At 63.0% G+C, this 26,460-nt stretch carries 24 protein-coding genes; 9 read left to right on the forward strand and 15 right to left on the reverse strand.

Going from position 1 to position 26,460, the window contains the following annotated elements:
• Window positions 1-74: 74 nt before the first annotated feature.
• The 10 genes from pgi to dksA all read right to left on the reverse strand — a co-directional run bounded on the left by pgi (window position 75) and on the right by dksA (window position 12,513).
• The gene (pgi, locus tag BLS08_RS18625; protein ID WP_090337147.1) at window positions 75-1,739 is read right to left on the reverse strand and encodes a glucose-6-phosphate isomerase; all 1,665 of its coding nucleotides are present in this window, start codon (window positions 1,737-1,739) and stop codon (window positions 75-77) included.
• 80 nt (window positions 1,740-1,819) lie between these two features.
• Window positions 1,820-2,677 (reverse strand): pantoate--beta-alanine ligase, encoded by an 858-nt coding sequence (gene panC / locus BLS08_RS18630; protein ID WP_090337149.1) that lies wholly within the window; start codon window positions 2,675-2,677, stop codon window positions 1,820-1,822.
• On the reverse strand, window positions 2,674-3,474 hold the full coding sequence (gene panB / locus BLS08_RS18635) for a 3-methyl-2-oxobutanoate hydroxymethyltransferase (RefSeq protein ID WP_059392570.1): 801 nt from the start codon (window positions 3,472-3,474) through the stop codon (window positions 2,674-2,676). The genes panC and panB overlap by 4 nt, the downstream gene beginning before the upstream one ends.
• 261 nt (window positions 3,475-3,735) lie before the next feature.
• Entirely contained in the window at window positions 3,736-4,221 is a 486-nt protein-coding gene (gene folK, locus BLS08_RS18640; protein ID WP_169886851.1) for a 2-amino-4-hydroxy-6-hydroxymethyldihydropteridine diphosphokinase, read from the reverse strand.
• A complete protein-coding gene (locus BLS08_RS18645) occupies window positions 4,221-5,615 on the reverse strand; it encodes a polynucleotide adenylyltransferase PcnB (protein ID WP_017675313.1) in 1,395 nt (464 codons plus the stop codon). Before BLS08_RS18645 ends, folK begins: the two co-directional genes overlap by 1 nt.
• Window positions 5,616-6,384: 769 nt before the next feature.
• Window positions 6,385-7,818 (reverse strand): sigma-54-dependent transcriptional regulator, encoded by a 1,434-nt coding sequence (locus BLS08_RS18650; RefSeq protein ID WP_017675312.1) that lies wholly within the window; start codon window positions 7,816-7,818, stop codon window positions 6,385-6,387.
• Between the two features lie 55 nt (window positions 7,819-7,873).
• Complete coding sequence (locus BLS08_RS18655; protein WP_090337153.1) at window positions 7,874-10,828, reverse strand: sensor histidine kinase; 2,955 nt, start codon at window positions 10,826-10,828, stop codon at window positions 7,874-7,876.
• Complete coding sequence (locus tag BLS08_RS18660) at window positions 10,812-10,988, reverse strand: hypothetical protein (protein ID WP_003244646.1); 177 nt, start codon at window positions 10,986-10,988, stop codon at window positions 10,812-10,814. The genes BLS08_RS18655 and BLS08_RS18660 overlap by 17 nt, the downstream gene beginning before the upstream one ends.
• Before the next feature lie 143 nt (window positions 10,989-11,131).
• Entirely contained in the window at window positions 11,132-12,016 is an 885-nt protein-coding gene (gene gluQRS / locus BLS08_RS18665) for a tRNA glutamyl-Q(34) synthetase GluQRS (RefSeq protein ID WP_090337155.1), read from the reverse strand.
• Between the two features lie 50 nt (window positions 12,017-12,066).
• Window positions 12,067-12,513, reverse strand: a complete 447-nt coding sequence (gene dksA / locus BLS08_RS18670; RefSeq protein WP_017675309.1) for an RNA polymerase-binding protein DksA — start codon at window positions 12,511-12,513, stop codon at window positions 12,067-12,069.
• Window positions 12,514-12,771: 258 nt separating this feature from the next.
• Between dksA and BLS08_RS18675 the strand changes: the two genes are divergently transcribed.
• Together BLS08_RS18675 and sfsA are read left to right on the forward strand one after the other, a co-directional pair.
• Complete coding sequence (locus BLS08_RS18675; RefSeq protein WP_090337157.1) at window positions 12,772-13,953, forward strand: pyridoxal phosphate-dependent aminotransferase; 1,182 nt, start codon at window positions 12,772-12,774, stop codon at window positions 13,951-13,953.
• Window positions 13,943-14,650, forward strand: coding sequence for a DNA/RNA nuclease SfsA (gene sfsA, locus BLS08_RS18680; protein WP_090337159.1), 708 nt, complete (start codon window positions 13,943-13,945; stop codon window positions 14,648-14,650). Before BLS08_RS18675 ends, sfsA begins: the two co-directional genes overlap by 11 nt.
• A gap of 3 nt (window positions 14,651-14,653) precedes the next feature.
• Here the strand turns inward: sfsA and BLS08_RS18685 are convergent, their stop codons facing one another.
• Complete coding sequence (locus BLS08_RS18685) at window positions 14,654-14,971, reverse strand: Rieske (2Fe-2S) protein (protein ID WP_017675306.1); 318 nt, start codon at window positions 14,969-14,971, stop codon at window positions 14,654-14,656.
• Between the two features lie 298 nt (window positions 14,972-15,269).
• Here BLS08_RS18685 and BLS08_RS18690 point away from each other — a divergent pair, with 298 nt between their 5' ends.
• The 6 genes from BLS08_RS18690 (at window position 15,270) to BLS08_RS18715 (ending at window position 20,455) form a co-directional block, all read left to right on the forward strand.
• On the forward strand, window positions 15,270-16,316 hold the full coding sequence (locus BLS08_RS18690) for a hemin-degrading factor (protein ID WP_017675305.1): 1,047 nt from the start codon (window positions 15,270-15,272) through the stop codon (window positions 16,314-16,316).
• Window positions 16,317-16,379: 63 nt separating this feature from the next.
• Window positions 16,380-17,279 carry a heme/hemin ABC transporter substrate-binding protein gene (locus BLS08_RS18695; RefSeq protein WP_017675304.1) on the forward strand — a complete coding sequence of 300 codons (900 nt, stop codon included), beginning with the start codon at window positions 16,380-16,382 and terminating at the stop codon, window positions 17,277-17,279.
• Window positions 17,276-18,316: a FecCD family ABC transporter permease gene (locus BLS08_RS18700; RefSeq protein WP_017675303.1), complete on the forward strand. Its 1,041-nt coding sequence runs from the start codon at window positions 17,276-17,278 to the stop codon at window positions 18,314-18,316. The genes BLS08_RS18695 and BLS08_RS18700 overlap by 4 nt, the downstream gene beginning before the upstream one ends.
• Entirely contained in the window at window positions 18,316-19,083 is a 768-nt protein-coding gene (locus tag BLS08_RS18705; protein WP_017675302.1) for a heme ABC transporter ATP-binding protein, read from the forward strand. Before BLS08_RS18700 ends, BLS08_RS18705 begins: the two co-directional genes overlap by 1 nt.
• An 18-nt stretch (window positions 19,084-19,101) precedes the next feature.
• Complete coding sequence (locus BLS08_RS18710) at window positions 19,102-19,986, forward strand: ChaN family lipoprotein (protein ID WP_017675301.1); 885 nt, start codon at window positions 19,102-19,104, stop codon at window positions 19,984-19,986.
• 61 nt (window positions 19,987-20,047) lie between these two features.
• Window positions 20,048-20,455: a nuclear transport factor 2 family protein gene (locus BLS08_RS18715; RefSeq protein ID WP_017675300.1), complete on the forward strand. Its 408-nt coding sequence runs from the start codon at window positions 20,048-20,050 to the stop codon at window positions 20,453-20,455.
• 294 nt (window positions 20,456-20,749) lie between these two features.
• Here BLS08_RS18715 and BLS08_RS18720 read toward each other — a convergent pair whose 3' ends face one another.
• The 4 genes from BLS08_RS18720 to BLS08_RS18735 all read right to left on the reverse strand — a co-directional run bounded on the left by BLS08_RS18720 (window position 20,750) and on the right by BLS08_RS18735 (window position 24,020).
• Entirely contained in the window at window positions 20,750-21,547 is a 798-nt protein-coding gene (locus BLS08_RS18720; protein ID WP_017675299.1) for a cyclic nucleotide-binding domain-containing protein, read from the reverse strand.
• Window positions 21,548-21,652: 105 nt separating this feature from the next.
• Complete coding sequence (locus BLS08_RS18725) at window positions 21,653-21,925, reverse strand: TfoX/Sxy family protein (RefSeq protein ID WP_017675298.1); 273 nt, start codon at window positions 21,923-21,925, stop codon at window positions 21,653-21,655.
• A 100-nt stretch (window positions 21,926-22,025) separates the two neighbouring features.
• Entirely contained in the window at window positions 22,026-22,370 is a 345-nt protein-coding gene (locus BLS08_RS18730) for a pentapeptide repeat-containing protein (RefSeq protein WP_017675297.1), read from the reverse strand.
• Window positions 22,371-22,457: 87 nt separating this feature from the next.
• Window positions 22,458-24,020: a bifunctional aminoglycoside phosphotransferase/ATP-binding protein gene (locus tag BLS08_RS18735; protein ID WP_017675296.1), complete on the reverse strand. Its 1,563-nt coding sequence runs from the start codon at window positions 24,018-24,020 to the stop codon at window positions 22,458-22,460.
• Window positions 24,021-24,134: 114 nt separating this feature from the next.
• On the opposite strand from BLS08_RS18735, the gene mrcB reads away from it, so the two are divergent.
• The gene (gene mrcB / locus BLS08_RS18740; RefSeq protein ID WP_026088419.1) at window positions 24,135-26,453 is read left to right on the forward strand and encodes a penicillin-binding protein 1B; all 2,319 of its coding nucleotides are present in this window, start codon (window positions 24,135-24,137) and stop codon (window positions 26,451-26,453) included.
• Window positions 26,454-26,460 lie beyond the last annotated feature (7 nt).

Below are 26,460 nucleotides of genomic sequence, written 5' to 3' on the forward strand. Positions count from 1 at the left end.
GATAGGTGTTTGTGAGGTGCAGGAGCCTTGAACGCTGCCCTGCGGGCTGGGCCGGGCAGCGTGAGAAGCGTGAATCAGCCGCGGTGATGCTCGCGGAAATGGGCAATCAGGCCCTGGGTCGAAGCATCCGATGCGCTGCTGTCGAGCTGGCCGGTCAGGCGCTGATACACCTCCTTGCCCATCTCCTTGCCCAGCTCCACTCCCCACTGATCGAAGGCATTGATGCCCCAGATGGCGCTCTGCACGAATACCTTGTGTTCGTACAGGGCTACCAGCGCGCCCAGCTCGAACGGTGCGATGCGATTCATTACCAGGATGTTGCTCGGGCGATTACCAGGAATCACCTTGTGCGGCGCCAGCCGCTGTACTTCGGCTTCTGGCATGCCCTTGGCACGCAGTTCGGCCTCGGCCTCCTCACGCGTCTTGCCCTGCATCAGCGCTTGGGCTTGCGACAGGCAGTTGGCGAACAGCCACTGGTGATGGTCGGACAGCGGGTTGTAGCTGTTGACCGGGACGATGAAGTCCGCCGGTACCAGCAGACGGCCCTGGTGCAGCAACTGGTGGTAGGCATGCTGGCCGTTGCAGCCGACGCCGCCCCAGATGATCGGCCCTGTGGCGATGTTCAGTTCGCTACCGTCCTGGCGCACGCTCTTGCCGTTGGACTCCATGTCCAGCTGTTGCAGGTGCTTGGTGAAGTTACGCAGGTAGTGGTCGTAAGGCAGGATCGCGTGGCTTTGCGCGCCCCAGAAATTGGTGTACCAGATACCCAGCAGGGCCATCAGCACCGGCATGTTCTCGGCCAGTGGTGCCTGGGTGAAATGCTGGTCCATGGCGTAGGCACCAGCCAGCAGCTCCTTGAAGTTGGATACGCCGATGGCCAGGGCGATGGGCAGACCGATGGCCGACCACAGCGAGTAACGCCCGCCAACCCAGTCCCACATGGGGAAGATATTCTCTTCGCCGATACCGAACTCGATGGCGGCCTTGCGGTTGCTGGTCACGGCGATGAAGTGGCGATGCAGCTCTTCTTCAGGGCCGCCCATGGCCAGGTACCAGTCGCGCGCGGCCAGGGTGTTCTTCAGGGTTTCCAGGGTGCCGAAGGACTTGCTGGAAACGATGAACAGCGTGGTTTCCGGATCGAGGCGGGCAGTCAGTTCGCGAAACTCGCTGCCGTCGATATTGGCCAGGTAGTGGCAGCGCACACCGCGCTGCGTGAACGGACGCAGTGCTTCGGAAACCAGTTGCGGGCCGAGGAAGGAGCCGCCAATGCCGATGTTGACCACTTCCTTGATCGGTTTTTCGCTGTAGCCGCGCCACAGGCCGCTGTGAATGCGACTGACCAGTTCGGTGACCTGGTTCAGGACGCGATGGACCTCGGGGATGATGTCATGGCCGTCGACCAGCAGGCGGCGACCAATCGGGCTACGCAGAGCCGTGTGCAGTGCGGCGCGGCCTTCCGAAGCATTGACCTGCTCACCGTTGAACAGGTTGGCGATGGATTCCTGCAGACCGGCCTGCTCGGCCAGTTGAATCAGCAGTTCGAGGCCGCGCTCATCGATCAGGTTTTTCGAGTAATCCAGCAGCAGCCCGCAGCTGTCGAGAGAAAATCGCTGGTAGCGCCTTGTATCCGCTGCAAAGGCCTCGCGCATGCTGAACCCGGCCATCTCGGCACGATGTTGCTGCAGGGCCTGCCAGGCGGGCAGGGTGGTGACGTCATGAGGCTGCTGGTAATAGGCCATCGGAGCTCCTGATCCACAAAAGCAAAAGGCCCGGATCGATCCGGGCCTTTGAGAGTGTAACCGGCTGCCTTTGCAGGCAGCTACTGGCGCGGCAGTTCAACCACCAGATTGTCGATCAGACGGGTGCTACCCAGCTGTGCGGCGGTCAGAATCACCAGGTGATAGTCGTCGACCTGGGCCGGACGCAGATTCACCGCATTGCGGATTTCCAGATAATCGGGGATGAAACCAGCGGTACGCTGTTGCGCCTGAGTAGTCTCGATAAGCCGTGCGTAGTCGCGAGCGCCACGGCGCAGTTCCTCGGCAATCGTTTGCAGGCCTCGATACAGCGCTGGGGCGGCGGCGCGTTGTTCGTCGCTGAGGTAGCCGTTGCGCGAAGACAGCGCGAGGCCGTCCTCGGCGCGTTGAGTCGGCGCACCGATGATCTGGATCGGCATGTTCAGGTCCTGCACCAGCGCGCGGATTACCGCCAGTTGCTGATAGTCCTTCTCACCGAATACGGCCAGATCAGGCTGAACCATGTTGAACAGCTTGGTCACCACAGTCGCCACACCCTCGAAATGCCCCGGACGGCTGGCGCCGCATAGGCCCTCGGAAACACCGGGAACGCTGACGCGGGTCTGGTCACCCATGCCGTGTGGGTAGATTTCCGCAACATCGGGGTGAAACAGCAGGTGGCAGCCGGCTGCCAGCAGTTTTTCCTGGTCGGCGGCAAGGGTACGCGGATACTTGTCCAGATCTTCACCGGCGCCGAACTGCAGTGGATTGACGAAGATGCTGGCGACCACGAAGTCGGCGCGCTGGGCGGCGATTTCCACCAGCGAAACGTGACCCGCGTGCAGATTGCCCATGGTCGGCACGAAACCGATCTGCTTGCCTTCGGCCCGTGCCTGGGCGACGGCTGCGCGCAACTCGCGCAGGGTTTTCACCGTGTTCATGCGGAAAAGCCATGTTCGGCGGCGGGGAAGCTGCCGTCCTTGACGGCCTGTACGTAAGCGCTGAAAGCGCCCTGAATGCTGCTCTGCCCCTCCATGAAATTGCGTACGAACTTCGGTGCGCGGCCCGATAGCGATAGCCCGAGCATGTCGTGTTGCACCAGCACCTGACCGTCGGTGGCGCTGCCAGCGCCGATGCCTATCACCGGAATCTTCACTGCCTGGGTAATTTCTGCAGCCAGTTCGCTCGGCACGCATTCGAGCAGCAGCATGGCAGCGCCGGCCTGCTCCAGTGCCATGGCATCGGCGCGCATCTGGCGGGCCTGTGCTTCCTGACGGCCCTGAACCTTGTAGCCGCCGAGGATGTTCACCGCTTGTGGGGTCAGGCCCAGGTGCGCGCACACCGGTACGCCACGCTCGGCCAGCAGACGAATAGGCTCGGCCAGCCAGCCGGCGCCTTCCAGTTTGACCATATGCGCGCCGGCCTGCATCAGCTTGGCGCTGTTGTGCAGAGCCTGCTCGGTGGTGGCGTACGCCATGAATGGCAGGTCGGTGACGATCAGTGCGCCTTGGTTGCCGCGTTTGACGCAGGCGGTGTGGTAGGCCATCTCCTCGACGCTGACCGGCAGGGTGCTGTCGTGGCCCTGCAGGACCATGCCCAGGGAGTCGCCGACCAGCAACACGTCGACACCCGCCTGGCAGGCCGCATGGGCGTAGGTGGCGTCATAGCAGGTCAGCATGGCGATCTTTTCACCGTTCTGCTTGAGACTCTGCAGGGTGGTCAGGGTAACGTCAGGCATTTCAAAGGTCCTCGCTCAGGCTCGGTATACCGCTTCTATCTGGCTGCAATCCGGCCTGGATTGGCATCAAAGGTGCGCCCGGCGCAGGGCGACGGGACGCCTATAGTCCTGATGGGGGGGCGTGAAGTCAATTGCAGGTGTTACCGCTCTGTTACTGGCGTTACCGCCAATGCGCAGGATGTCGGGTTGCGCAAGGGGAGGCGCTTCAGCGGCGAGCTTGTCGGGACGCGGCTGAAGCCCGTCCCGCAGAGGCCGGCTGGGCTACTTGGCCAGGCGTTCCAGGCCGGTAAAGGGGCAGGCTTCCAGCAAGGTACTGAGGCTGCGGCCGTCCGGAAGCTGCAGTTCTGCGGCCAGTTCGGCCAGCGGATAGAGCACGAAGGGGCGCGCCTGCATGTGGTAGTGCGGCACGGTCAAACGCTCATCGTCGATCAGACGCTCACCGAACAGCAGGATGTCCAGGTCCAATGTGCGCGGGCCCCAGCGCTCGGCCTTGCGCACGCGTCCCTGTTCCTGCTCGATGCGTTGCAGCGCATCAAGCAACTGCCAGGGCTCCAGCTCGGTATCCAGCGCCGCCACGGCGTTGACGTAACGCGGTTGATCAGCAGGGCCAAGGGGATCGCTGATGTAGAACGACGAGTGCGCCTGTAATTGGCTGCGTGGCAACTGCGCGATGGCGTGCAAGGCCGCGCGCAGCTGTTGCAGTGGCTCGGCCAGGTTGCTGCCGAGGCCGATGTAAACCCGCTCCATCACTCGCCGCCGCTTTCGTCGCTGCGCTTACGGCGATTGTTGTTGCTGCGGCGACGTTTGCGCGGCGCGTTGCCGGTGCTTTCGCCTTTGCTGGCGAGGTCGCGAATCATCTGCCGACGCTCGCTGTCGTTGGCGTCCTGATAGTCCGTCCACCATTCGCCCAGGCCACCGGTGTCTTCCCCGGCCAGTTCGCGCAGCAGGAGAAAGTCATAGCCGGCGCGGAAGCGCGGATTTTCAAGCAACAGGTCGGCGCGTTTACCGCTGCGGCGCGGCAGGCGTTCCTGCATGTCCCAGATCTCGCGAATCGGGATGGTGAAGCGCTTGGGTACTGCAATGCGCTGGCACTGCTCGGCGATCAGTTCATGGGCAGCTTCCTGCATCGCCGGAATCGGCGGCATGCCCTTGTTCTGCAGTTGCAGTACACGGGCCGGCAGCGCAGGCCAGAGCAGCGCCGCGAAGAGGAAGGCCGGCGTGACCGACTTGCCATCGTGAATGCGGTCGTCGGTGTTGATCAGCGCCTGGCGGATCAGCTTCTCGGTGTACTGCGGATTCTGCTTGAGCGCTGCACCACTGGCCGGGAACAGCTGGGCGAACAGGTCGTGTTCGAGCAGCAGGTCGAAGGTGTATTCGGCGTAACCGGAGAGGAACAGCTTGAGTACTTCGTCGAACAGACGCGCCGAGGGAATGTCGCGCAACATTGGTGCCAGGCGGCGAATTGGCGCGGCGCTGTGCTTTTCGATCTCGAAGTCGAGCTTGGCGGCGAAGCGCACCGCACGCAGCATGCGCACCGGGTCTTCCAGGTAACGCTGTTCCGGGTCACCGATCAGGCGCACCAGATGGTTACGCACGTCATGCATGCCGCGGGCATAGTCGAGGATATGTTCCTGAGTCGGATCGTAGTACAGCGCATTGATGGTGAAGTCGCGGCGCTGGGCATCGTCTTCCAGTGTGCCGTAGACGTTGTCGCGCAGAATGCGGCCGCTCTCGTGGCGCGACGCCAGATTGCTGTTCTCTTCCTCATCACCCTGGGGGTGATTGGCGCGGAAGGTGGCCACTTCGATGATCTCGCGACCGAAGTGGACGTGTACCAGCTTGAAGCGGCGGCCGATCACCCGGGCGTTACGGAATTCCGCGCGGACCTGCTCGGGCGTGGCACTGGTCGCCACGTCGAAATCCTTGGGGTCGATATCCAGCAGCAGGTCACGTACACAGCCGCCGACCAGATAGGCCTGGTAGCCGGCCTTCTGCAGGCGCTCGACCACGCTGATGGCGTGACGGCTGATCTCGTTGCGCTTGAGCGGGTGTTGGCTACTGCTCAGCACTTCGGGAGTGCTGCGTGGACGTGGGGCACGGCGCAGAGGTGAATGGAAAGATTTGAACAGCTTTTTCAGCATGGGATGCACTGTTTGGAGTAGTGGTCGGCCTGCTGCGCATGCGCTTGAAAATCGAATTGCGTGAGCATCACGGCGTTAAGAGCAGTTTGCTTCGGCAAGGTTTTTCAACTGCATGCGAAACGATGACCGCATGATTGCTGCGGATTCTAGCATCGTGTCGGGAGAAGGTGTGTAGAAGGGCGGCAGGCGGGGATCCGAGGACCGGAAGCTACTGGGGGAGCCGAAGCTCCCCCCCAAGTTGGTGCGTGCTATGTTTTTATTGTTATTGAGGGCCTGTTGTTTTTGTTGTTCGGCCCTTCCCGGCTTGCCGTGGCTTACCGGGTGCTCCCCAGAGAGGGGAGCCAATAGCAAACGGATTTCTTTGGACGCTGATGCTGCCTTAATCAACCAGTTCCGGCGCTGCCTCGAGGCAGTTTTATTGTTCTCAGTCTGGTCGCTGGGGCGAACCCCTCGCGGCAACTCCTCTCCAAAAGAATCAGTTAGCTGCGCCTCCGTACCTTGTTGTTTTTGTTGTTCTGGAGTCGTTACGTCTTGTTCTTATTGTGTAGGGCATTGCTTGTTATTGTTGTTGTGCCAGAGATAAAGCAGATGCCGTGCCAGTTTTTGCGATTCCTTTTAAATCAAGGGCTTGCGGCAATCTTGGGGGTTCGGTGGGGGAGAAAAAGGCCGGGTTTTCGTTACCGATAGACCCGGCCTTTGTTACGAGATATTGAAACGGTAACAACCTGTGGAATCCCTGTGCGGGCAGGATGTCACCGCGGCCATGGCGTCAAGGGCCGCTGGTCACACCGGATTTGCGTCGCGGAATGCCCAGGCGCTGACGGCGTTCCCACAGACATTTGCGACTGATGCCCAACTTGCGTGCCAGCTCGGTCTCGGTCATGTGGTCCTGATGCTCGAGGACGAAGTGCTGGAAGTAGTCCTCCAGTGACAGATCCTCGGTAGGTTCGTGGCTGTTGCCACTGCTCTGTCCGCCTGCCGCCGGCAGACCGAAGTCCTCGTCATCCAGATCGTCCAACTCGATGTCGATGCCCAGCAGGTCCGCGGAAATTTCCGTACCCTCGCAGAGAATCACCGCGCGCTCGATGGCGTTTTCCAGTTCGCGCACGTTACCCGGCCAGGGGTAATGGCGTATCGCCTGCTCGGCATCATGAGCGAAGCGCAACGGCTCGCGGCCCATACGGGTGTACTGGCGCACGAGGAACGCCTGGGCGATCTCGGTCACGTCGCTGCCTCGCTCACGCAGCGCTGGCAGCTTGAGGGCGATGACGTGCAGGCGGTAATAGAGGTCTTCGCGAAACTGGCCGGTCTTGGCCAGCGTCTTCAGGTCGCGGTGCGTAGCAGCGATCAGACGTACGTCGACCTTCTGCGACTGCACCGAGCCGACCCGGCGAATTTCGCCTTCCTGCAGCACGCGCAGCAGACGGGCTTGGGCTTCCAGCGGCAGCTCGCCAATTTCGTCGAGGAACAGCGTGCCACCGTCGGCCGCTTCCACCAGGCCGGCACGCCCGGCGCTGGCGCCGGTGAAGGCGCCTTTTTCGTGGCCGAACAGTTCGGACTCGATCAGGGTTTCCGGAATGGCGGCGCAGTTCACCGAAATCAGCGGTGCCTTGGCGCGCTTGGAGAGGTTGTGCAGGGCTCGCGCAACCAGCTCCTTGCCCGTACCGGACTCACCCTGCACCAGCACATTGGAGTCGGTGGGGGCGACCTTGCGAATCTTGCTATAGAGCTCCTGCATGGCCGCGCAGGAACCGATGATGCCGATCTCGCCGTTGGCGTTGTCGACGATTTTCTCGGTATTGCCACTGCGCGTGTTGCTGTTGGCAGCTGGCGCGGGTGCGCTCTTGGCGTCCTGGCGGTCACGCAGGATGCGGGCAACCGCCTGCAGCATTTCGTCGTGATCGAAGGGCTTGGCGATGTAATCGACTGCGCCCATCTTCATCGAGTCCACCGCCGAGCGCAGGCTGGCGTAGCTGGTCATGATCAGCACCGGGGTGCCTTCGGCCAGTTTGATCAGTTCGGTGCCAGGCGCCCCGGGCAGGCGCAGGTCGCTGACGATCAGGTCGAAGGTGGGAATGCTGTAGCGTTCCTGGGCTTCCTGTACCGAGCCAGCTTCGCTGACCTGGTACTGATTGCGTTCGAGCAGGCGGCGCAAGGCAGAGCGGATAATGGTTTCGTCTTCGACGATAAGAATATGTGGCATCAATTCGGTCTCTCGACGGTCACGGAGGTGCCGTTGGCAGCCTCTCTCTCGCTGTTTACATCGCTACGGACGTCGCCTCGACATGCCTTGGCAGGGTGACCCGAATTCGAGTGCCCAATTGGCGCTCGGGGTCAGCCGGGCTGTCGATTGTTATCTGTCCATAATGCTCTTCCACGATCGAATAGACCAGCGCGAGGCCCAGGCCGGTCCCCTCGCCGGGGTCCTTGGTGGTGAAGAAGGGTTCGAACAGGCGGTCGATGATCGCCTTGGGAATACCGCTGCCTTCGTCCTCGACGATCAGGTCGACGGTATGTTCGCTGGCTTCGCTGCGCACACGGATGGCGCCGCCCGGTGGCGAGGCGTCACGCGCGTTGGATAGCAGGTTGATCAGTACCTGGGCCAGACGCTGCGGATCGCCACAGGCCCAGTGCTGCGGATCGCACAGGTTGTAGAACTGGATGTCGAAGTTGCGTTTGTTCAGCGACAGCAGGCCGATGGCGTCCTGTGCCACGTCGGCCAGGCAAACAGGCTCGTCACTGCGCTGGTGACTGCCGGAATGGGCGAAGCTCATCAGCGACTGGACGATGCGCGAGACGCGCTTGGTCTGTTCGAGTATCTGCCCACTGATTTCGGTCAGCTCGGCATCGGCCTCACGTTCTTCGCGAAGGTTCTGCGCCAGGCAGGCGATGCCGGTGATCGGGTTGCCGATCTCATGGGCCACGCCAGCGGCCAGGCGGCCGATGCTGGCCAGGCGTTCGGAGTGCACCAGCTTGTCTTCGAGCATCTGCGTTTCGGTCTGGTCTTCGACCAGCAGCACCAGGCCGCTGTTACCGGGCGCCAGTGGCTCGTTGATGGCTGCCTTGTGCAGGTTGAGCCAGCGGATCTGGCCGTCGAGCGCCAGGTGCTGTTTATGCAGGTGCTGATCCGGGCGTTCGATGAAGTCCTGCAGCAGGCTCTGCCAGGGTTCGCTCAGGGTGCTCAGGCGCGAGCCGACGATGCGCTGCGCGGGGATGTCGGTGAGCTCTTCCATGGCCCGGTTCCACATCAGGATCTCCTGATCCTTGGCCAGCGAGCACACGCCCATTGGCAGCTCCTGCAGGGTCTGGCGGTGGTAGCGGCGCAGGGCATCGAGCTCGGCGGCGAGGCCGGTGAGGCGCGACTGGTAGTCTTCCAGGCGGCTTTCGATGAAGTGGATGTCTTCGGTGACATAACCCTCGCTGCCGGACTTGTAGGGCAGGAAGGTTTCCACGATGTCCTGCGCCACGCTCGGCCCCATCAGGCCGGACAGGTTGGCCTCGATGCGGTCACGCAGGCGGCGCAGGGCGTAGGGACGGCTCTCGTCGAAGGGCAGATGCAGATCGCGCAGAGCCTGTTCGACTTCGCGTTGTGCCGTCTTGGCGCCAAGCGGCTTGGCCAGTTGCGCGGCAAAGTCCTGCGGCGATACCGCCACCAGCTCGCGTCGTTGCGGGCGGCGCACATTGTCCACCGCGCAGGCTTCGGCGGCGCTCTTTTCCTCGGGGCTGGCCTCGGTGAACAGCGACACCAGGGTGAACACCAGTACGTTGGCGGCGAGCGAGGCAATGGCTGCGAGGTGCCAGCTGGCGTCGTCGAGTACATAGATGACGTTGAACAGCGGCAGGTAGAAGCCTTCCAGGTTGCCCAGCAGCGGCAGCAGCATGGTCAGTGCCCAGACACTGATGCCGGCCAGCAAGCCGGCGATAAAGCCGCGGCGATTGGCCGTTTGCCAATACAGCACCGAGAGCACACCGGGCAGGAACTGCAGGGTGGCGACGAAGGCGACGATACCGAGGTTGGCCAGGTCCTGCTGGGCGCCGAGCAGCAGGTAGAAGCCGTAGCCGGCCATGATGATGCAGGCGATCAGCGTGCGGCGGGTCCACTTCAGCCAGCGGTAGATGTTGCCCTCGGCCGGTGGCTGGTAGAGCGGCAGCACCAGGTGGTTCAGCGCCATGCCCGACAGCGCCAGGGTGGAAACGATGATCAGCCCGCTGGAGGCGGAGAGGCCGCCGACATAGGCCAGCAGCGCCAGCGCCTCGCTGTTCACGGCGATGCCCAGGCCCAGGGTGAAGTATTCCGGGTTGGTGGTGGCGCCAAGCTTGAGACCGGCCCAGAGGATCAGTGGTACAGCCAGGCTCATCAGCAGCAAGAACAGCGGCAGGCCCCAGCTGGCGCTGACCATGGCGCGTGGATTGAGATTCTCGGTGAAGGTCATGTGGTACATGTGCGGCATGACGATGGCCGAGGCGAAGAACACCAGCAGCAGGGTGCGCCACGGGCCTTCCTGCAGCGGCGTGTGCAGCGTGGCCAGCGCCGCCTGGTTCTGCACCAGCCACAATTCCAGCTCACGCGGGCCTCCGAACACCTGATACAGCGCGTACCAGCCGATGACGCCGAGGGCGACCAGCTTGACCAGCGATTCGAAGGCGATGGCGAACACCAGGCCTTCGTGCTTCTCGCGCGTAGCGATATGGCGCGCACCGAACAGGATGGTGAAGAGGATGATCAGGCCGCAGTAGCTCAGCGCCACTTTTTCCTGCAGCGGCTCGCGGCTGAGGATGCCGATGGAGTCGGCCACCGCCTGGATCTGCAGGGCCAGCAGCGGCAGCACGCCGATGAGCATGAACAGCGTGGTCAGTGCGCCGGCCCAGGTGCTGCGAAAGCGAAAGGCGAACAGGTCGGCCAACGATGACAGCTGGTAGGTACGGGTGATGCGCAGGATCGGGTAGAGCAGCACCGGTGCCAGCAGGAAGGCACCGGAAACGCCGAGGTAACTGGCAAGGAAACCGTAGCCGTACTGATAGGCCAGGCCCACCGTGCCGTAGAAGGCCCAGGCGCTGGCATAGACGCCCAGCGACAGGGTGTAGGTCAGCGGGTGGCGGATGATCCAGCGGGGGATAAGGCCGTGTTCACTGACCCAGGCGACGCCGAACAGCACCAGCAGATAGCCGGCGCTGATCAGGATCAGTTCGCTCAGGCTAAAGCTCGTCAGCATCGCGTTGGCTCTGAAGAATGAAGGTGACGACGATCAGGATCAGCCACAGCAGATAAGGCCGATACCAGGCGCCATTGGGGTCGATCCACCAGTCCATGATGGCCGGTGAGAACAGGTAGATCCCCACTACCAGGATCAGAACCAGTCGGTAGATATACATGTGACATCTCGTCGAAAGATGCCGCGATGGTAAAGGATGCCGCGCATCGCAAGCCACAAACTTGAAGCCAGCTTGTCTGGCGCGTAGCCCGGATGAAATCCAGGGGGCCTGCACATCGTTCCCGGATTGCATCCGGGCTACGGCTACTTCAATTGCGCTTCGGCCAGGGTGCGGCTGCGTGGAATGCGCGTGGCGTCCCAGTGGGTGATGCCCCAGGCCAGAAGCTCGGCAGGTGCCGCGCCTTGCAGGTCGGTGGGTGGCTGCTGGCCCAGCGCCCGCAGGGCACGCAGCAGCAGAGGCCCGGCCTGGTCGGCGGGCAGCGGTGGCGAGCGGTAGCTCTTGCCCAGCTTGTGGCCATCGGGCTGGATGATCAGCGGCACGTGCAGATAACGCGGTTGTGACAGCCCGAGCAGCTCCTGCAGGTACAACTGGCGCGGCGTGGAGTCGAGCAGGTCGGCGCCACGCACCACGTCGGTCACGCCCTGCCAGGCATCGTCCAGCACTACGGCGAGCTGATAGGCAAACAGGCCGTCACGGCGGCGAATCACGAAGTCGCCGACTTCTCGGCCCAGGTGCTGACGAAATTCGCCCTGCACGCGGTCGATGAAGTGGTAGTCCAGCTCCGGTACGCGCAGGCGGATGGCGGCGTCGTGATCAGGATGGCAGGCGTTACGGCAGAGCCCCGGATAGATGCCGGCGTAGCCTTCCAGTTGCTTGCGCGAACAGGTGCACGCATAGGCCAGGCCCTGACTGAACAGGCGGGCGATCACTGCTGTGTATTCGGCATGCCGCTCGCTCTGGCGCACCAGTTCGCCGTCCCACTCGAAACCGTAGGTCTCCAGCGTGCGCAGGATCGCGTCCTGTGCGCCAGGTATTTCCCGTGGCGGGTCGAGGTCCTCCATGCGCAGCAGCCAGCGACCGCCGACGGCGCGGGCATCGAGGTAGGAGGCGAGGGCGGCGACCAGCGAACCGAAGTGCAGATAGCCGCTGGGCGTGGGGGCGAAGCGCCCGATATAGGCAGTGTTCATGGGGCCAAGGCCAGAAACAGAGCGGGGCGCCTAAGCGCCCCGTCGTCAGATCAGGAACCGATCTGCTTTTCCTTGATTTCCGCCAGCGTCTTGCAGTCGATGCAAAGAGTCGCGGTCGGGCGGGCTTCGAGGCGGCGGATGCCGATTTCGACGCCGCAGGAGTCGCACCAACCGTAATCGTTGTCTTCGATCAGTTGCAGCGTCTCGTCGATCTTCTTGATCAGCTTGCGCTCGCGGTCACGGGCGCGCAGTTCCAGGCTGAACTCTTCTTCCTGGCTGGCGCGGTCGGCCGGGTCCGGGAAGTTGGCCGCTTCGTCCTGCATGTGGTGCACGGTACGGTCGACTTCCTGCATCAGCTCCAGCTTCCACTTATTGAGGATGCTGGTGAAGTGAGCGCGCATCGGCTCGCTCATGTATTCCTCGCCCTTCTTCTCTTGATAAGGCTCGAAACCACGAATCAGCTGGCTGGTGCTTTTGGCTTTTTCTTTTGTGGGCATGGATGACGCCTCTCACTCTTTCTAATCCATCGCGCAGGTTATTCCATTGCCAGGCGTTTGTCCGGCCCTGCGACTGCAAGCCGGCGAACTTACCAGATCGAATCGGGGCGCGCTACTCCCGGTTGTCTCTGCCTTGTCCCGGGTGTGAACGAAATCTGCATGTGACTGGCCAGTAAGCGTAGCGGCGCTTTGGTGACCTTGCCGCGGGCTCAAGCTGCCCTGCTAGAATCCGCGCCTCGCAACCCTGAAGACAGACCCATGGCCCAGCTCTACAGTGCGCGCAGTCGCGCCATCGAACCCTTTCATGTGATGGCCTTGCTGGCGCGTGCCAACGAATTGCAGGCGGCTGGTCACGATGTGATTCACCTGGAGATTGGCGAGCCGGATTTCACCACCGCCGAGCCGATCATCCGCGCCGGGCAGGCCGCACTGTCCGCCGGGCACACCCGCTACACCGCCGCGCGCGGCCTGCCGCAGCTGCGTGAAGCCATCGCAGGCTTCTACGCCGAACGTTACCGTTTGAATGTCGACCCGCAGCGCATTCTGGTGACGCCGGGCGGCTCTGGCGCATTGCTGCTGGCCGCCAGCCTGCTGGTCGATCCGGGCAAGCACTGGCTGCTGGCCGACCCCGGCTACCCGTGCAACCGCCACTTCCTGCGCCTGGTCGAAGGCGCCGCACAACTGGTGCCGGTCGGCCCGGACGTGCGTTACCAGCTCACCCCGCAGCTGGTGGAGCGGCATTGGGACTCGGACAGCGTCGGCGCGCTGGTGGCCTCGCCGGCCAACCCGACCGGCACCCTGCTGCACAAGGACGAGCTGGCGGCGCTGTCGACCTGCCTCAAGCAGCGCGGCGGCCATCTGGTGGTGGACGAGATCTACCACGGCCTGACCTATGGTTGCGACGCGCCGAGCGTGCTGGAGGTGGATGACGACGCCTTCGTGCTCAACAGCTTCTCCAAATATTTCGGCATGACCGGCTGGCGCCTGGGCTGGCTGGTCGCGCCCGAGGCGGCCGTGCCTGAGTTGGAAAAACTGGCGCAGAACCTCTACATCAGTGCGCCGAGCATGGCCCAGCATGCCGCGCTGGCTTGCTTCGAGCCGGCGACGTTGGCGATCCTCGAAGAGCGTCGTCACGAATTCCAGCGACGCCGCGACTACCTGTTGCCGGCGTTGCGCGAGCTGGGCTTTGGTATCGCCGTGGAGCCGGAAGGTGCCTTCTATCTATATGCAGATATCAGCGCCTTCGGCGGCGACGCCTTCGCTTTCTGCCGGCACTTCATCGAAACCGAGCATGTGGCCTTCACCCCGGGCCTGGATTTCGGCCGTTACCAGGCCGGGCACCATGTGCGTTTCGCCTACACGCAGAATGTCGAGCGCCTGCAGCAGGCGGTCGAGCGTATCGCCCGCGGCCTGAAGAGCTGGAAGCCCGATGCGCTTTGATCCGCCGCTGGAAGAAGGGCGCCTGTTGCGCCGCTACAAGCGCTTTCTCGCCGATATCGAGACCGCCAGCGGCGAGCAGATGACCATCCACTGCGCCAACACTGGCTCGATGCTCAATTGTATGAGCGAAGGGTGCCGGGTGTGGTTCAGCCGCAGCAATGACCCCAAGCGCAAGTTACCGGGCAGTTGGGAAATCAGTGAAACGCCGCAGGGGCGCCTGGCCTGCATCAATACCGCGCGGGCCAATGCGCTGGTGGAAGAGGCGCTGCGCGCCGGGCTGATCGCGGAACTGGCCGGCTTTACCGCGCTTAAGCGCGAGGTGCCTTACGGGGTGGAGAACAGCCGCGCCGACTTTCGTCTGGATTACCCGCACGGGCCGGTCTATGTCGAGGTCAAGAGCGTGACGCTGGGCTTCGATGATAGCGACGTGGCGGCCTTTCCCGATGCTGTCACTCAGCGCGGTGCCAAGCACCTGCGCGAGCTGGCAGCGCTGGCGCGTGCCGGTGTGCGGACCGTGCAGCTGTATTGCGTGAACCTTTCCGGTATCCGCGCCGTGCGCGCTGCCGAGGAAATCGATCCGACTTACGCTGCCGGCTTGCGCGAGGCCAAAGCCGCGGGGGTTGAGGTACTGGCCTACGGCGCCGAACTCAGTCCCGAAGGGATCGCCCTGGTTCGCCGGCTGGAGGTGCTGGAGTAGGCGCTACGGGGCGATCCAGATTCCGTTCGCATCTTCCCTGCATTCCAGCATTAGCAGTGCCTGCCCCTCGCAGGGGCCCGCCACGCATTCGCCGTTCTCGATCAGAAACAGCGCGCCATGGGTCGCGCAGCGGATCAGGCTGCCGCTGTCATCGAGAAAATCGTCCTTCTGCCATTCCAGTGCAATGCCGCGATGCGGGCAGCGGTTGAGGTAGGCATGTACCTGGCCAGCCCTGCGCACGGCGAGCAGGTTCAGCTGGTCTATGACGAAGCCCCGGCTCTGACCTTCGGCCAGTTCGTGTGGGGCGCACAAGCGGATCATCGCGGTTTCCCGTTAGCGTGGAAGTCGCTTAGTGGCGACCTCTGATGATCTTCTCCCTCCGGAGAAGGTGGCGCATAGCGCCGCAACAGGGGCGGATTATCCCGCAAGAAGAAAGAGGGCGCATCCATGCTCGGGTACGACGCCTATGCCCAAGGTTGGCGGCGTTACAGTGATTAGGGGTGGATTACTACTCTATATAAGTGATTCTCATGTAGATTATTGCTCTGTTTTGTTGGCGCTGACCTGAGGTCTGTACCGCAAAGACACTGGCAATCGCCCGCGAGGAAGGACTGTTCTCATGAGTACCGCTCCAACTGCTGCCGCTCAGGCGGTCAATCTTTACCAGGCTTGGCAGGCGCTGCGTCTGCAACAACCACGTCTGCGCGCCCGCGAGGCGGCAGCACAGCTGGGCGTGAGCGAGGCCGAGCTGACTGCTAGCCGTCTGGGTATCGATGCGCGACGGCTGCGCCCGGACTGGGCCGAGTTGCTGCCGGCACTCGGCGCGCTCGGCCATGTGATGGTGCTGACCCGCAACGAGCACTGCGTCCATGAGCGCAAGGGGCTGTACCGCGAGGTGAGTGTTGCCGCATCCGGGCAGATGGGCCTGGTGGTGTCGGCAGATATCGACCTGCGTCTTTTCCTCGGTGGCTGGGCCAGCGTGTTCGCCATCGCCGAGGAAACCGCCAAGGGCACCCAGCGCAGCATCCAGGTGTTCGACCAGCAGGGCGTTGCCGTGCACAAGGTCTACCTGACCGAACGTAGTGAGCTGAGCGCCTGGCAGCCGCTGATCGAGCGCTTCTCTGGCGAGCAGAGCGCCGAGCTGCAGTTGTTGCCGCCGCCTGCTGCGCCGCTGCGCAAGGTCGACGCCGATATCGACAGTCAGGCGCTGCGTGAGGGCTGGGCGACGCTGCAGGACACCCACCATTTCTTCGCTCTTTTGAAGAAGCATGAGGTGGCCCGTACCCAGGCGCTGCGCCTGGCTGGTGAGCAATGGGCGCAACCGTTGGCGACCTCCGAGTTGACGGCGCTGATGGAGCAGGCCGCTGCCCGTGAAGTGCCGATCATGGTGTTCGTTGGCAACCGCCACTGCATTCAGATCCACACCGGCCCGGTGCACAACCTGCGCTGGATGGACAGCTGGTTCAACGTGCTTGACCCCGACTTCAACCTGCACCTGCAGACGCGCGGTGTGGTCGAGTTGTGGCGCGTGCGCAAACCCAGCATCGACGGCGTGATCACCAGTCTGGAGGCCTTCGATGCCGAGGGCGAGCTGGTGGTCCAGCTGTTCGGTGCGCGCAAGCCGGGTATGGCCGAGCGCGCCGAGTCACTGCCTGTGCTGGCCTGAGCCGAGTGTGCCGGTCACCTGCAACGGCTGGCCGGTCGATGTCATCTTCGAGGAGTCAAGATCATGCGTCTTGCCAATATCCTGGGCGGCCTGGCGGCCGTCCTGCTATTTCCCAATATGGTGCTGGCGGCCGAGCCGCTGCCGCAGCGCTGGGTGAGTTCCGGTGGCGCTCTGAGTGAGTGGGTGGTGCTGCTCGGCGGTGAGAGCAAGCTGGTGGGCGTCGATAGCACCAGTCGTCATCCCGCCTCGCTGACCAAGCTGCCCAGCGTCGGTTATCAGCGGCAACTGGCGGCCGAGGGCATTCTGGCCCTGCGCCCGGATCTGCTGCTGGGTAGTGAAGAAATGGGCCCGCCGCCGGTGCTCGCGCAACTGGCAGCGGCGGGTGTGCGCATCGAGCGCCTGACTGCGCGAGCCGAGCTAGACAGCCTGCAGGCCAACCTGCAGCGGCTGGGCCAGTTGCTCGGTGATGAGGCGGCAGGGCAACGCGCCTTCGCTGCTTACCAGGCGCGCTTGCAGACCCAGCAGCAGTGGGTCGAGCAGGCCCAGCGCAGCCAAGACGCGCCCGGTGTGTTGCTATTGCTCGGTCATGCCGGTGGCAGTCCGCTGGTTGGTGGTATCGACACCGCTGCCGACTGGCTGATCAGCCGTGCCGGCGGGCGCAATCTGGCCAGTCACAGCGGCTACAAGGCGTTGTCCAGCGAAGCGCTGCTGGCGCTCGATCCGCAGGTCGTGGTGGTGGCTGATCGCGCCTTGGAGGGTGACGCGGCCAGGCAGGCCCTGCTGCAGCAGAATCCTGCCCTGGCCGGTACCCGCGCGGCGCGCGAGGGACGTTTACTGGCGCTGGACCCGACCCTGCTGGTCGGCGGTCTTGGGCCGCGCGTGCCGGATGGGCTGGCGATGCTCGCTGCAGGCTTTTATCCTGCCAGCCAATTTCCGACAGCCGAAGCCAAGCGCGAGCCATGACCTCACCTTTTTCGACGCGCCCATTGTTCATCGTACTGGGCCTGCTGCTCGTGCTCGTGCTGTGGCTGTCGCTGGCGCTCGGACCGGTCAGTCTGCCACTGGGCGATACCATGCGTGCAGCACTGCGTCTGCTGGGCCTGCCTCTCACGGCGGATGCATCGCTACAGCAGGCCGAACTGATCCTGTCGCAGATCCGCATGCCGCGCACCTTGCTCGGGCTGACCGTGGGCATGGTGCTGGCGCTCTGTGGCGTGGCGATGCAGGGGCTGTTTCGCAATCCACTGGCTGACCCCGGTTTGGTGGGTGTTTCCAGCGGCGCTGCGCTGGGCGCTGCGGTGGCCATTGTCGGCGGCGCCGCGTTCGGTGGTTTACCCGAAGCCTTCGCGCCCTATCTGCTGTCGGCCTGTGCCTTCGTCGGTGGCTTGCTGGTCACGGCGTTGGTCTACCGTCTGGGCCGACGTGACGGGCAGACCAATGTGGCGACCATGTTGCTGGCGGGCATCGCCCTGACCGCGCTCGCGGGGGCGGCCATCGGTCTGTTCACCTACCTGGCGGACGATGCGACCCTGCGCACCCTGACCTTCTGGAACCTGGGCAGCCTCAACGGCGCCAGTTACGCGCGACTCTGGCCGCTGTTGCTGGCCACGCTGGCCGTGGCGCTGTGGTTGCCGCGACGGGCACGGGCGTTGAACGCGCTGCTGCTGGGCGAGTCGGAGGCGCGCCACCTTGGTTTCGATGTGGAGCGCCTCAAGCGCGAGCTGGTGTTCTGCACGGCATTGGGTGTCGGTGCTGCGGTGGCGGCCGCCGGCTTGATCGGTTTCATCGGCCTTGTGGTGCCGCATCTGATGCGCCTGCTGGTGGGCCCCGATCATCGCCTGTTGCTCCCTGCATCCGCGCTTGCCGGTGCGAGCCTGTTGCTGCTGGCCGATCTGGTCGCGCGCCTGGCACTGGCACCTGCCGAGTTGCCGATTGGCATCGTCACGGCGTTGATCGGCGCGCCGTTCTTTCTTTATCTGCTGGTGCGGGGGCGAAGCTGATGCTGCGGGTTGAACAGCTGGAAGTCCGCCGCGGCCAGGGCGTGGCGCTCAGTGGCATCGATCTGCAGTTGCACCCCGGCGAAGTGCTGGGTGTGCTGGGGCCCAACGGTGCGGGCAAGAGCACCCTGCTGGCGGCGATGACCGGCGAGCTGCCGGCCAGCGCCGGGCAGGTGACGCTGGATCAGCGCGCGCTCGATGATTGGGCCGGGCCGGAGCGGGCCAGACGTCTGGCCGTCCTGCCGCAGAGTTCCAGTCTGAATTTCGCCTTTCGTGTCGAGGAAGTGGTCGCCATGGGCCGTCTGCCGCATGACAGCGGGCGCGTGCTCGACGCGCAGATCGTCCAGCAGGCGCTGCAGGCAGCCGATGCTGTTCACCTGGCGGGGCGCAGCTACCTGGCGTTGTCCGGCGGGGAGCGCCAACGCGTGCACCTGGCGCGGGTGCTGGCGCAGCTGTGGCCGGGAGGCGAGGGGCAGATCCTGCTGCTTGATGAGCCGACCTCGATGCTCGATCCGCTGCATCAGCACACCTGCCTGCGGGCGGTTCGTCGTTTGGCCGAATCCGGCGCGGCGGTGCTGGTGATCCTCCATGACCTCAATCTGGCCGCGCGTTACTGTGATCGCCTGTTGTTGCTGGAGCAGGGCCGGGCGCATGCGCTGGGTACGCCTGCCGAAGTATTGCGGGCCGAGCCCCTGCAGGCCGTGTTCGGTCTGGAAGTGCTGGTGCAGACTCATCCCGAACGCGGCCACCCGCTGATCATCGCACGCTGAATAATGTTGGAGCCCTCGATGCGAGCTGTACTGCTGAGCTGTCTGATGCTGCTGGCTGCCTGCCAGAGCCGACCGATGCTGCCGCTGCCGGTACCGCTTGCTCCGCTGGGGCATGAGCATGCTGATCTGGGGCGTATCGTCGATCTGGCCAGCGGACGCACTATCGACCCTGAGCAACTGCTGGATCGCCTGGCACTGGCCGAGCGGGTACTGGTCGGTGAGCAGCACGACAATCCTGATCACCATGCCCTGCAGCTTTGGCTATTGCGCGAGCTATCCAGGCTGCGCCCGCAGGGCAGCGTGTTGATGGAGATGCTCAATCCTGATCAGCAGAACAAAGTCGATCAGGCCCGGACAGCTGCGCGCGCGGGGCAGGCGATTACCGATCCGTTCGATACCCTGGCCTGGCAACCTGGATGGGATTGGTCGCTTTACGGGCCGCTGGTGATGCATCAATTGCGGCAGCCCTACCCCTTGCTTGCGGCCAATCTGGATCGTGCCGAGATCATGCAGATCTATCGCCAGCGCCCGACGCTCGGGGGCGAGCGCTCTGGTGCAGCCGAGGTGCAGGAGCGTTTGCTGGCGGATATCCGTGAGTCGCACTGCGGCCTGCTGCCGGACAGCCAGTTGCCGGCGATGCTTGCTGTACAGCAACAGCGTGATCGGCGCATGGCCGAGGCTCTGTTGGCGGCGCCACAGCCAAGCCTGCTGCTGGCCGGCGCCTTTCATGTGCGCAAGGATCTCGGCGTACCCTTGCACCTGGCGGACCTCAGCGCGCAGGCTGGCAGCGCGGTGCTGATATTGGCCGAAGTCGGCCGTGCGGTGGACGCTACTATGGCCGATTACGTCTGGTTCACGGCAGCGCAGCCGGAGCAGGATCACTGCGCCAAACTGCGACCCTAGCCGCCTTTCGTGGGCTGCCTGCAAGGTATCCTCGGCGCTTTGCCGATTCGGAGCCTGACCTATGTCCACAGACGTTCGCGACCTGCTGCAAGGTTATTTCAACGCCCTCAATGATCGGGATATCCGCGCCTGTCTGGCACTGGTCAGCGACGAGCTGATTCTGCAGCCCAATCAGGGTTTCACCGAGCATGGGCGCGACGCCTTCGCGGCTTTTCTGGAGCGGCAGCTGCATTGCTATCGCGAGATGATCGAGTCGCTGGTGATCCTGGTCGAGCCACAAGGGCGACATGCGGCCTGCGAGTACCGCGTTATCGGCGAGTATCTGGCTACTGATGATGGCCTGCCGGAGGCCTGCGGGCAGCGTTACGAGATGCGCGTCGGCGCCTTCTTCGAGATCCAGCACGGGCTGATCACGCGCATCAGCCTGCATTTCAATTTGCCGGACTGGCTGGCTCAGGTCGACGACTAGACCCTGCTAAGGGCTTCGTGTGGAGACGGCATGACGCACTTTTGTCCAGGCAAAAAAAGACCCGGCAAGAGCCGGGTCAATAACCGTGATTAGCCTGATGAGGAGATAATCTGAAGAGTCCGACTGAATGGTCTCTTTAGCTTATCGGCTGATCTCGCGACCAGTTGAGATAATAATAACAATTCTCATTACATAGTCAACGCCCTTTTGAGAACTTTTCTCAGAAAGTTTTGCCGGCCTCATAAATGCAAAAACCCGGCACGGGGCCGGGGTTCGCTGATGTGGGATGGAGACTCAGGATTCCCCAGGCAAGCGCAGCTGAGTGACTTCCTTGTTCAGCAGGTCGATGCGTCGTGCCATGCTCTCGATCAGGCTGTGAGCGATGCGCGGGTTGCTTTGCATCAGGCTGAGGAATTGTTCCTTGGGAATCACCATCACCGTGCAAGGTTCGCTGGCGACAACCGTGGCGCTGCGCTTCTCGCGAGTGAATACCGCCATGGCGCCGAAGATTTCATCCTTTTGCACATCACCGACCTTCTGCCCGTCGACGTAAGCCTCGGCGTGGCCCTCGATGATGATGAACACGTGGTCAGCTTCATCGCCCTGATGAATCAGCTCCTCGCCGGCAGCGAAATGCTGGAAGCCAGTCGCCGGACGAATCTCCGGCTGTTTCAAACGTGCCAGTGCGTCGGACAGTAGGGCGGTATGGCCGATCAGATATTGAATGAACTGTTCCTGGCGCTGCTCGCTGGCATAGATGTGCTGGAACGTTTCGCTGCGCGAGTAGGGAATCAGGCTGATGGGTTCTTCGCTGCTGTAACGGCAGGAGGGGAGGTCGATGCCCTGGCGCAGGCCGACCAGATCGCCCTCTTGCAGATAGAACAACGGGCGCTCATCGACCAGCGCATGCAACAGGCCGTTCTCGATGATGAATAGCTGGTTGCCAGGCAGTACCTGAGCCAGATCATCGACACGCTCCAGACGCAGTGGCTCACCCGCGGGTTGCAGCCCTTCCAGCAGCTGAGTGGGGATACTCTGTAGGCGATTGATCAACTGATCGGCGTAGGCAGGTTGCTCCCCGAGTAAATACATAACCGTAATTCCTTGAACTGGCTGGACTGGCTGACCACACGAAGGTCCCTGAAACAATAGGCTGTGCGGCTCTTCGAGTAAATCACCTTGCACTGGTGTTGTGAGCTAGCTCTTGTTGTGGCTCTGGGCTTCGTCCAGCTTGCCGTTCAGTTCGGCTTTGTGCGCGGGGGGGAGCTCACTCCAATGCACATTGAGCAGCGCGCCCTCGATGGCGTAAAGCAGCACCTTGGATGCACGAAAACCGCGCGCCCTGACCGCGCGATAGGCTCCGACAGCGCCGTAGCGACGCAGGTCGTTGGCGCTGTGAATCCCTACGGCGTGCAGCCACTGCGCCGAGGTCTTGCCCAGGTTCTTCAAGTGTTGCAGTTCGTCGTTCATCGGGCCTCCATGCGTGCGGGGGAAAGGTTCACGTTGGCGTGCCTGCCGGAAAGTGTAGCGGCCAATGGCCTGAGTGCTTCGCGTCGTCGCTCGAAGTGCGCTACTTGGTGCGATAGCGCAGGCGAGTGCCGAAGTTGACCGACATGAGAATCTCGTCGGCGGTCAGTTCGGCTGGAAAGTAGGCGCCAGAAATCTGCGCGTGGGCCAGGCTGGCCCCTTCGATCTGGGCATTGCGGAAGTCCAGGCCGCGCAGGTCTGCCCCGCGGAAATACGCGTCGTTGAAATTGACGGCGTCGGTGTCCATGTTGCGCAGGTCTAGCCCGCGAAAGTCGCCACCGGACAGATCGACCTCCACGCCTTTTGGCTTCTGCGCATTGAAGCCTTTCACATCGTCGTTGTGCAGCAGGTGGTAGAGCGGATGATCAAGCTGGCGTGGCTGACTCATGGCGGATACCGGTGATGGCTTCACCGGCAGTATAGAAGCCCTGCCAGGGTTTGCCTGGCAGGGCGTGCTAACCGCTTGGAGCGATGATCAGATCCCTGGCAGGCGCTGGCGAATACGCTCGACCAGGCTGTCCAGGCTTGCGCTGTCATGTGTATCGACACGCTTGCTGTGGCTCTGCTCCTCATCGTCGAGCGGCTCGCGGCTGGTTTGTTGGGCCTGGATCACTTCCAGCGTCGCATCGGACGGGTCCTGGCCCTCGCTGCGGCGCTGTTCCAGCCAGCTAGCGATCACGGCTTGCGGCGCTTGGCAGTCGAGAATCAGGAAGGGCACGCCGGTCTCTTCGGCGACTTCGCTGGCGGCCTGGCGTTGCGCCGCCTTGAGATAGGTTGCGTCGATCACCACGGGGAAGCCTGCCAGTAGTGTCTGACGCGCCAGCTGATGCAGGCGCTGGTAGGTCGCCTGGCTGGCGTCAGTGCTGTAGATACCGGCGGCCAGCTGATCCTTGGCTTCGGCGCTTTGCTCGCCGAACAGGCGCTTGCGCTCGATGTCGGAGCGCAGGCGGATGGTGCCCAGTGCTTCGACCAGGCGCATGGCTACGTGGCTCTTGCCGACTGCCGAGACGCCATGGGTGATGGCCAGAAAGGGCGATGGAATGGCGCTGTAGCTTTCCGCCAGTGCAGCATAAGCGCGGTACTGGCGCAGGATCACCGCCCGTTGTACCGAACTCTCTTCTTGTCCCAGGCGAAACAGTGCGACCTTGCCGCGCACCATGGCGCGGTAGGCCTTGTAGAAGTTCAGCAGTTGCAAGGCGGCATAATCGCCAGTGCGCTCCAGCCAGCCGCTGATAAAGCGACGTGCCAGGCATTTGAGGCCGCGGTCTTCGAGGTCCATCGCGAGGAAGGCGATATCGGCGGTGACGTCGGTAAAGCGGAAGGGTTCGTTGAACTCGATGCAGTCGAACAGCACCACTCGACCGTCGATCTGAGCGGCGTTACCCAGGTGAATATCACCGTGGCATTCGCGGATGAACCCCTGTGCCTTGCGTTCGCTCAACAATGGTTGCAGGCGTTCGTAGCTGGACTGGGCCCAGGCCTCGAGGGCATCGAGTTGCTGCAGGTCTGCCTGCTCGCTGAGCATCGGGCGAATCTGGTCGAAATTCTGCTGCACCGGAACCATTACCGCTTCTGCGCTACCCAGCGGATGTTCCTGCGGCACCTTCGGTGCGTTCAGATGAAAGGTGGCGATCTGCTCGGCCAGGGCGTCGATATGGGCGTCGTTCAGTTCGCCACGTGCCTGGATGGCGCTGAGCAGTTGCTCCTGCGGGAACTGGCGCATTTTCAGCGCGTATTCGATGGCTGGTGTGCTGCCGTCGAGACTGGGCGCGTCTTCACTACCGCCGATCGGCAACACGTCCAGATACAAATCCTGGGTCAGGCGCTGGTTGAGGCGCAGCTCTTCTTCGCAGAAATGACGGCGTGCATCGAGCTCGGTGAAGTCGAGAAACCCGAAGTTAACCGGTTTTTTGATCTTGTAGGCGTAGGGGCCAGTGAGCAAAACCCAGGAAATGTGGGTCTCAATGACCTGAAACCCATCCACAGGATGCGGATACAGGGCCGGGTTCTGCAATGCGGCAATCAGGGCTTGGCTCACGTTCGATCCTTGTTCTAGACGCTGTTCGAGCTGGGCATTATGGCCGCTGTGAGCTGCTCTGCAAACCATCCAGGCGGCCTGCTGGCCCCTATGTAAAGTGCGTATAATCCCGCCATGACTCGAAAACGCTCCCCCCGCTCAAACAAAAAATCCCGCTCGTCCGGTATGCGTCCCTGGTTTGCCTGGGGCCTCAAGCTCGGTCTGGTTGGTCTGGTGATCCTTGCCGGCTTTGCCGTTTATCTCGATGCCGTGGTGCAGGAAAAGTTTTCCGGCAAGCGCTGGACGGTGCCCGCGAAGGTCTACGCCAGGCCGCTCGAACTTTTCGTCGGGCAGAAGCTGGCCAAGGACGATTTCCTGCGTGAACTCGATGCGCTGGGCTACCGCCGCGAGAGCACGGTCAACGGGCCGGGCGCAGTGTCGGTGGCCGGTAACAACATCGAACTGCACAGTCGCGGCTTTCAGTTCTATGAAGGTGCCGAACCGTCACAGAAGGTGCGTGTGCGCTTTTCTGGCGATTACGTCGCCGGTCTGACCCAGGCCAACGGCGGCAACCTGGCGGTAGCCCGACTCGAGCCGATGCTGATTGGTGGGCTTTATCCGGCGCATCAGGAGGATCGCATCCTGATCAAGCTGGATCAGGTGCCGGCCTATCTGATCGATGCGCTGGTGGCGGTCGAGGATCGCGACTATTTCGATCACTTCGGCGTGTCGCCCAAGGGCATCGCCCGCGCCATGTGGATCAACGCCACGTCCGGGCGCCTGGTGCAGGGCGGCAGCACCCTGACTCAGCAGTTGGTGAAGAACTTCTACCTGACCAACGAGCGCACCCTGGTGCGTAAAGCCACCGAAGCGATGATGGCGGTGCTGCTCGAGCTGCACTACGACAAGCGCGAGATTCTCGAGGCCTATATGAACGAGGTGTTCCTCGGTCAGGACGGTCAGCGCGCAGTGCATGGCTTCGGTCTGGCCAGCCAGTACTTCTTCAGTCAGCCGGTTTCCGAGCTGAAGCTGGAGCAGGTCGCGTTGCTGGTGGGCATGGTCAAAGGCCCCACCTACTTCAACCCGCGGCGCAATCCCGAGCGTGCGCTGGCGCGCCGCAATCTGGTGCTCGATCTGCTTGCCGAGCAAGGCTCGATCACCCCCGAGGAGGCAGCAGCAGCCAAACAGAAGCCGCTTGGCGTGAGCGCGCGCGGCAGCATGGCTGACAGCTCGTTCCCGGCTTTCCTCGATCTGGTCAAGCGTCAGTTGCGTGAAGACTATCGTGAGCAGGATCTGACCGAAGAAGGCCTGCGCATCTTCACCAGCTTCGATCCGATCCTGCAGCTCAAGGCCGAAGAGGCGCTGGCCGAGACGCTCAAGCGCCTGGCCGGGCGCAAGGGCGTGGATGAAGTGCAGGCCGGTATGGTGGTGACCAACCCTGAAACTGGGGAAATCCAGGCATTGATTGGCAGCCGTCAGCCGCGGTTTGCCGGCTTCAACCGTGCGCTGGATGCTGTGCGGCCGATTGGCTCGCTGATCAAACCGGCTATTTATCTGTCTGCGTTGGAGCGTCCGAGTCAGTACACCCTGACCAGTTGGCTGGAGGACGAAGCGTTTTCCATCAAGGGCCAGGATGGCCAGGTCTGGACGCCGCAGAATTACGACCGCAAGGCTCATGGCACCATCTACCTGTATCAGGGGCTGGCGCAGTCCTACAACCTGTCGACGGCCAAGCTCGGCCTGGAGATCGGCGTGCCCAACGTGCTCAAGACGCTCGAGCGACTGGGCGTCGAGCGCAAGTGGCCGGCCTATCCGTCGATGCTGCTCGGTGCTGGGGCACTGACGCCGATGGAAGTGGCGGGCATGTACCAGACCCTGGCCAACGGTGGCTTCAATACGCCGTTGCGCGGCATTCGCAGTGTGCTGACCGCCGATGGCGAGCCGCTCGGTCGTTATCCATTCCAGATCCAGCAGCGCTTCGATCCAGGCGCCATCTATCTGGTGCAAAACGCCATGCAGCGCACCATGCGTGAAGGCACTGGTCGCTCGGTTTACAGCCAACTGCCCAGTTCGCTGAATCTGGCGGGCAAGACCGGGACCAGTAACGACTCGCGTGATAGCTGGTTCGCTGGCTTCAGTCAGGATCTGCTGTCGGTGGTGTGGCTGGGGCGTGACGACAATGGCCCGACCCCGCTGACCGGTGCGACCGGTGCACTGCAGGTCTGGACCGGGTTCATGCGCAAGGCGGATCCGCTGCCGTTGGATATGCCGATGCCGGACAACGTCACCCAGGCCTGGGTGGATCGTCAGACTGGTCTGGGCTCGGCTTCGGGCTGCCCGAATGCGGTACAGATGCCTTATATTCGCGGCAGTGAACCTGCCGCCGGTTCCGCGTGCGGTATTCAGGCTCCGGTCGAATCCGTGATGGACTGGGTCAAAGGGTGGTTGGAATAACGGCCGG

It is taken from the genome of Ectopseudomonas chengduensis, assembly GCF_900102635.1.
In the GTDB taxonomy this organism is placed as follows: domain Bacteria; phylum Pseudomonadota; class Gammaproteobacteria; order Pseudomonadales; family Pseudomonadaceae; genus Aquipseudomonas; species Aquipseudomonas chengduensis.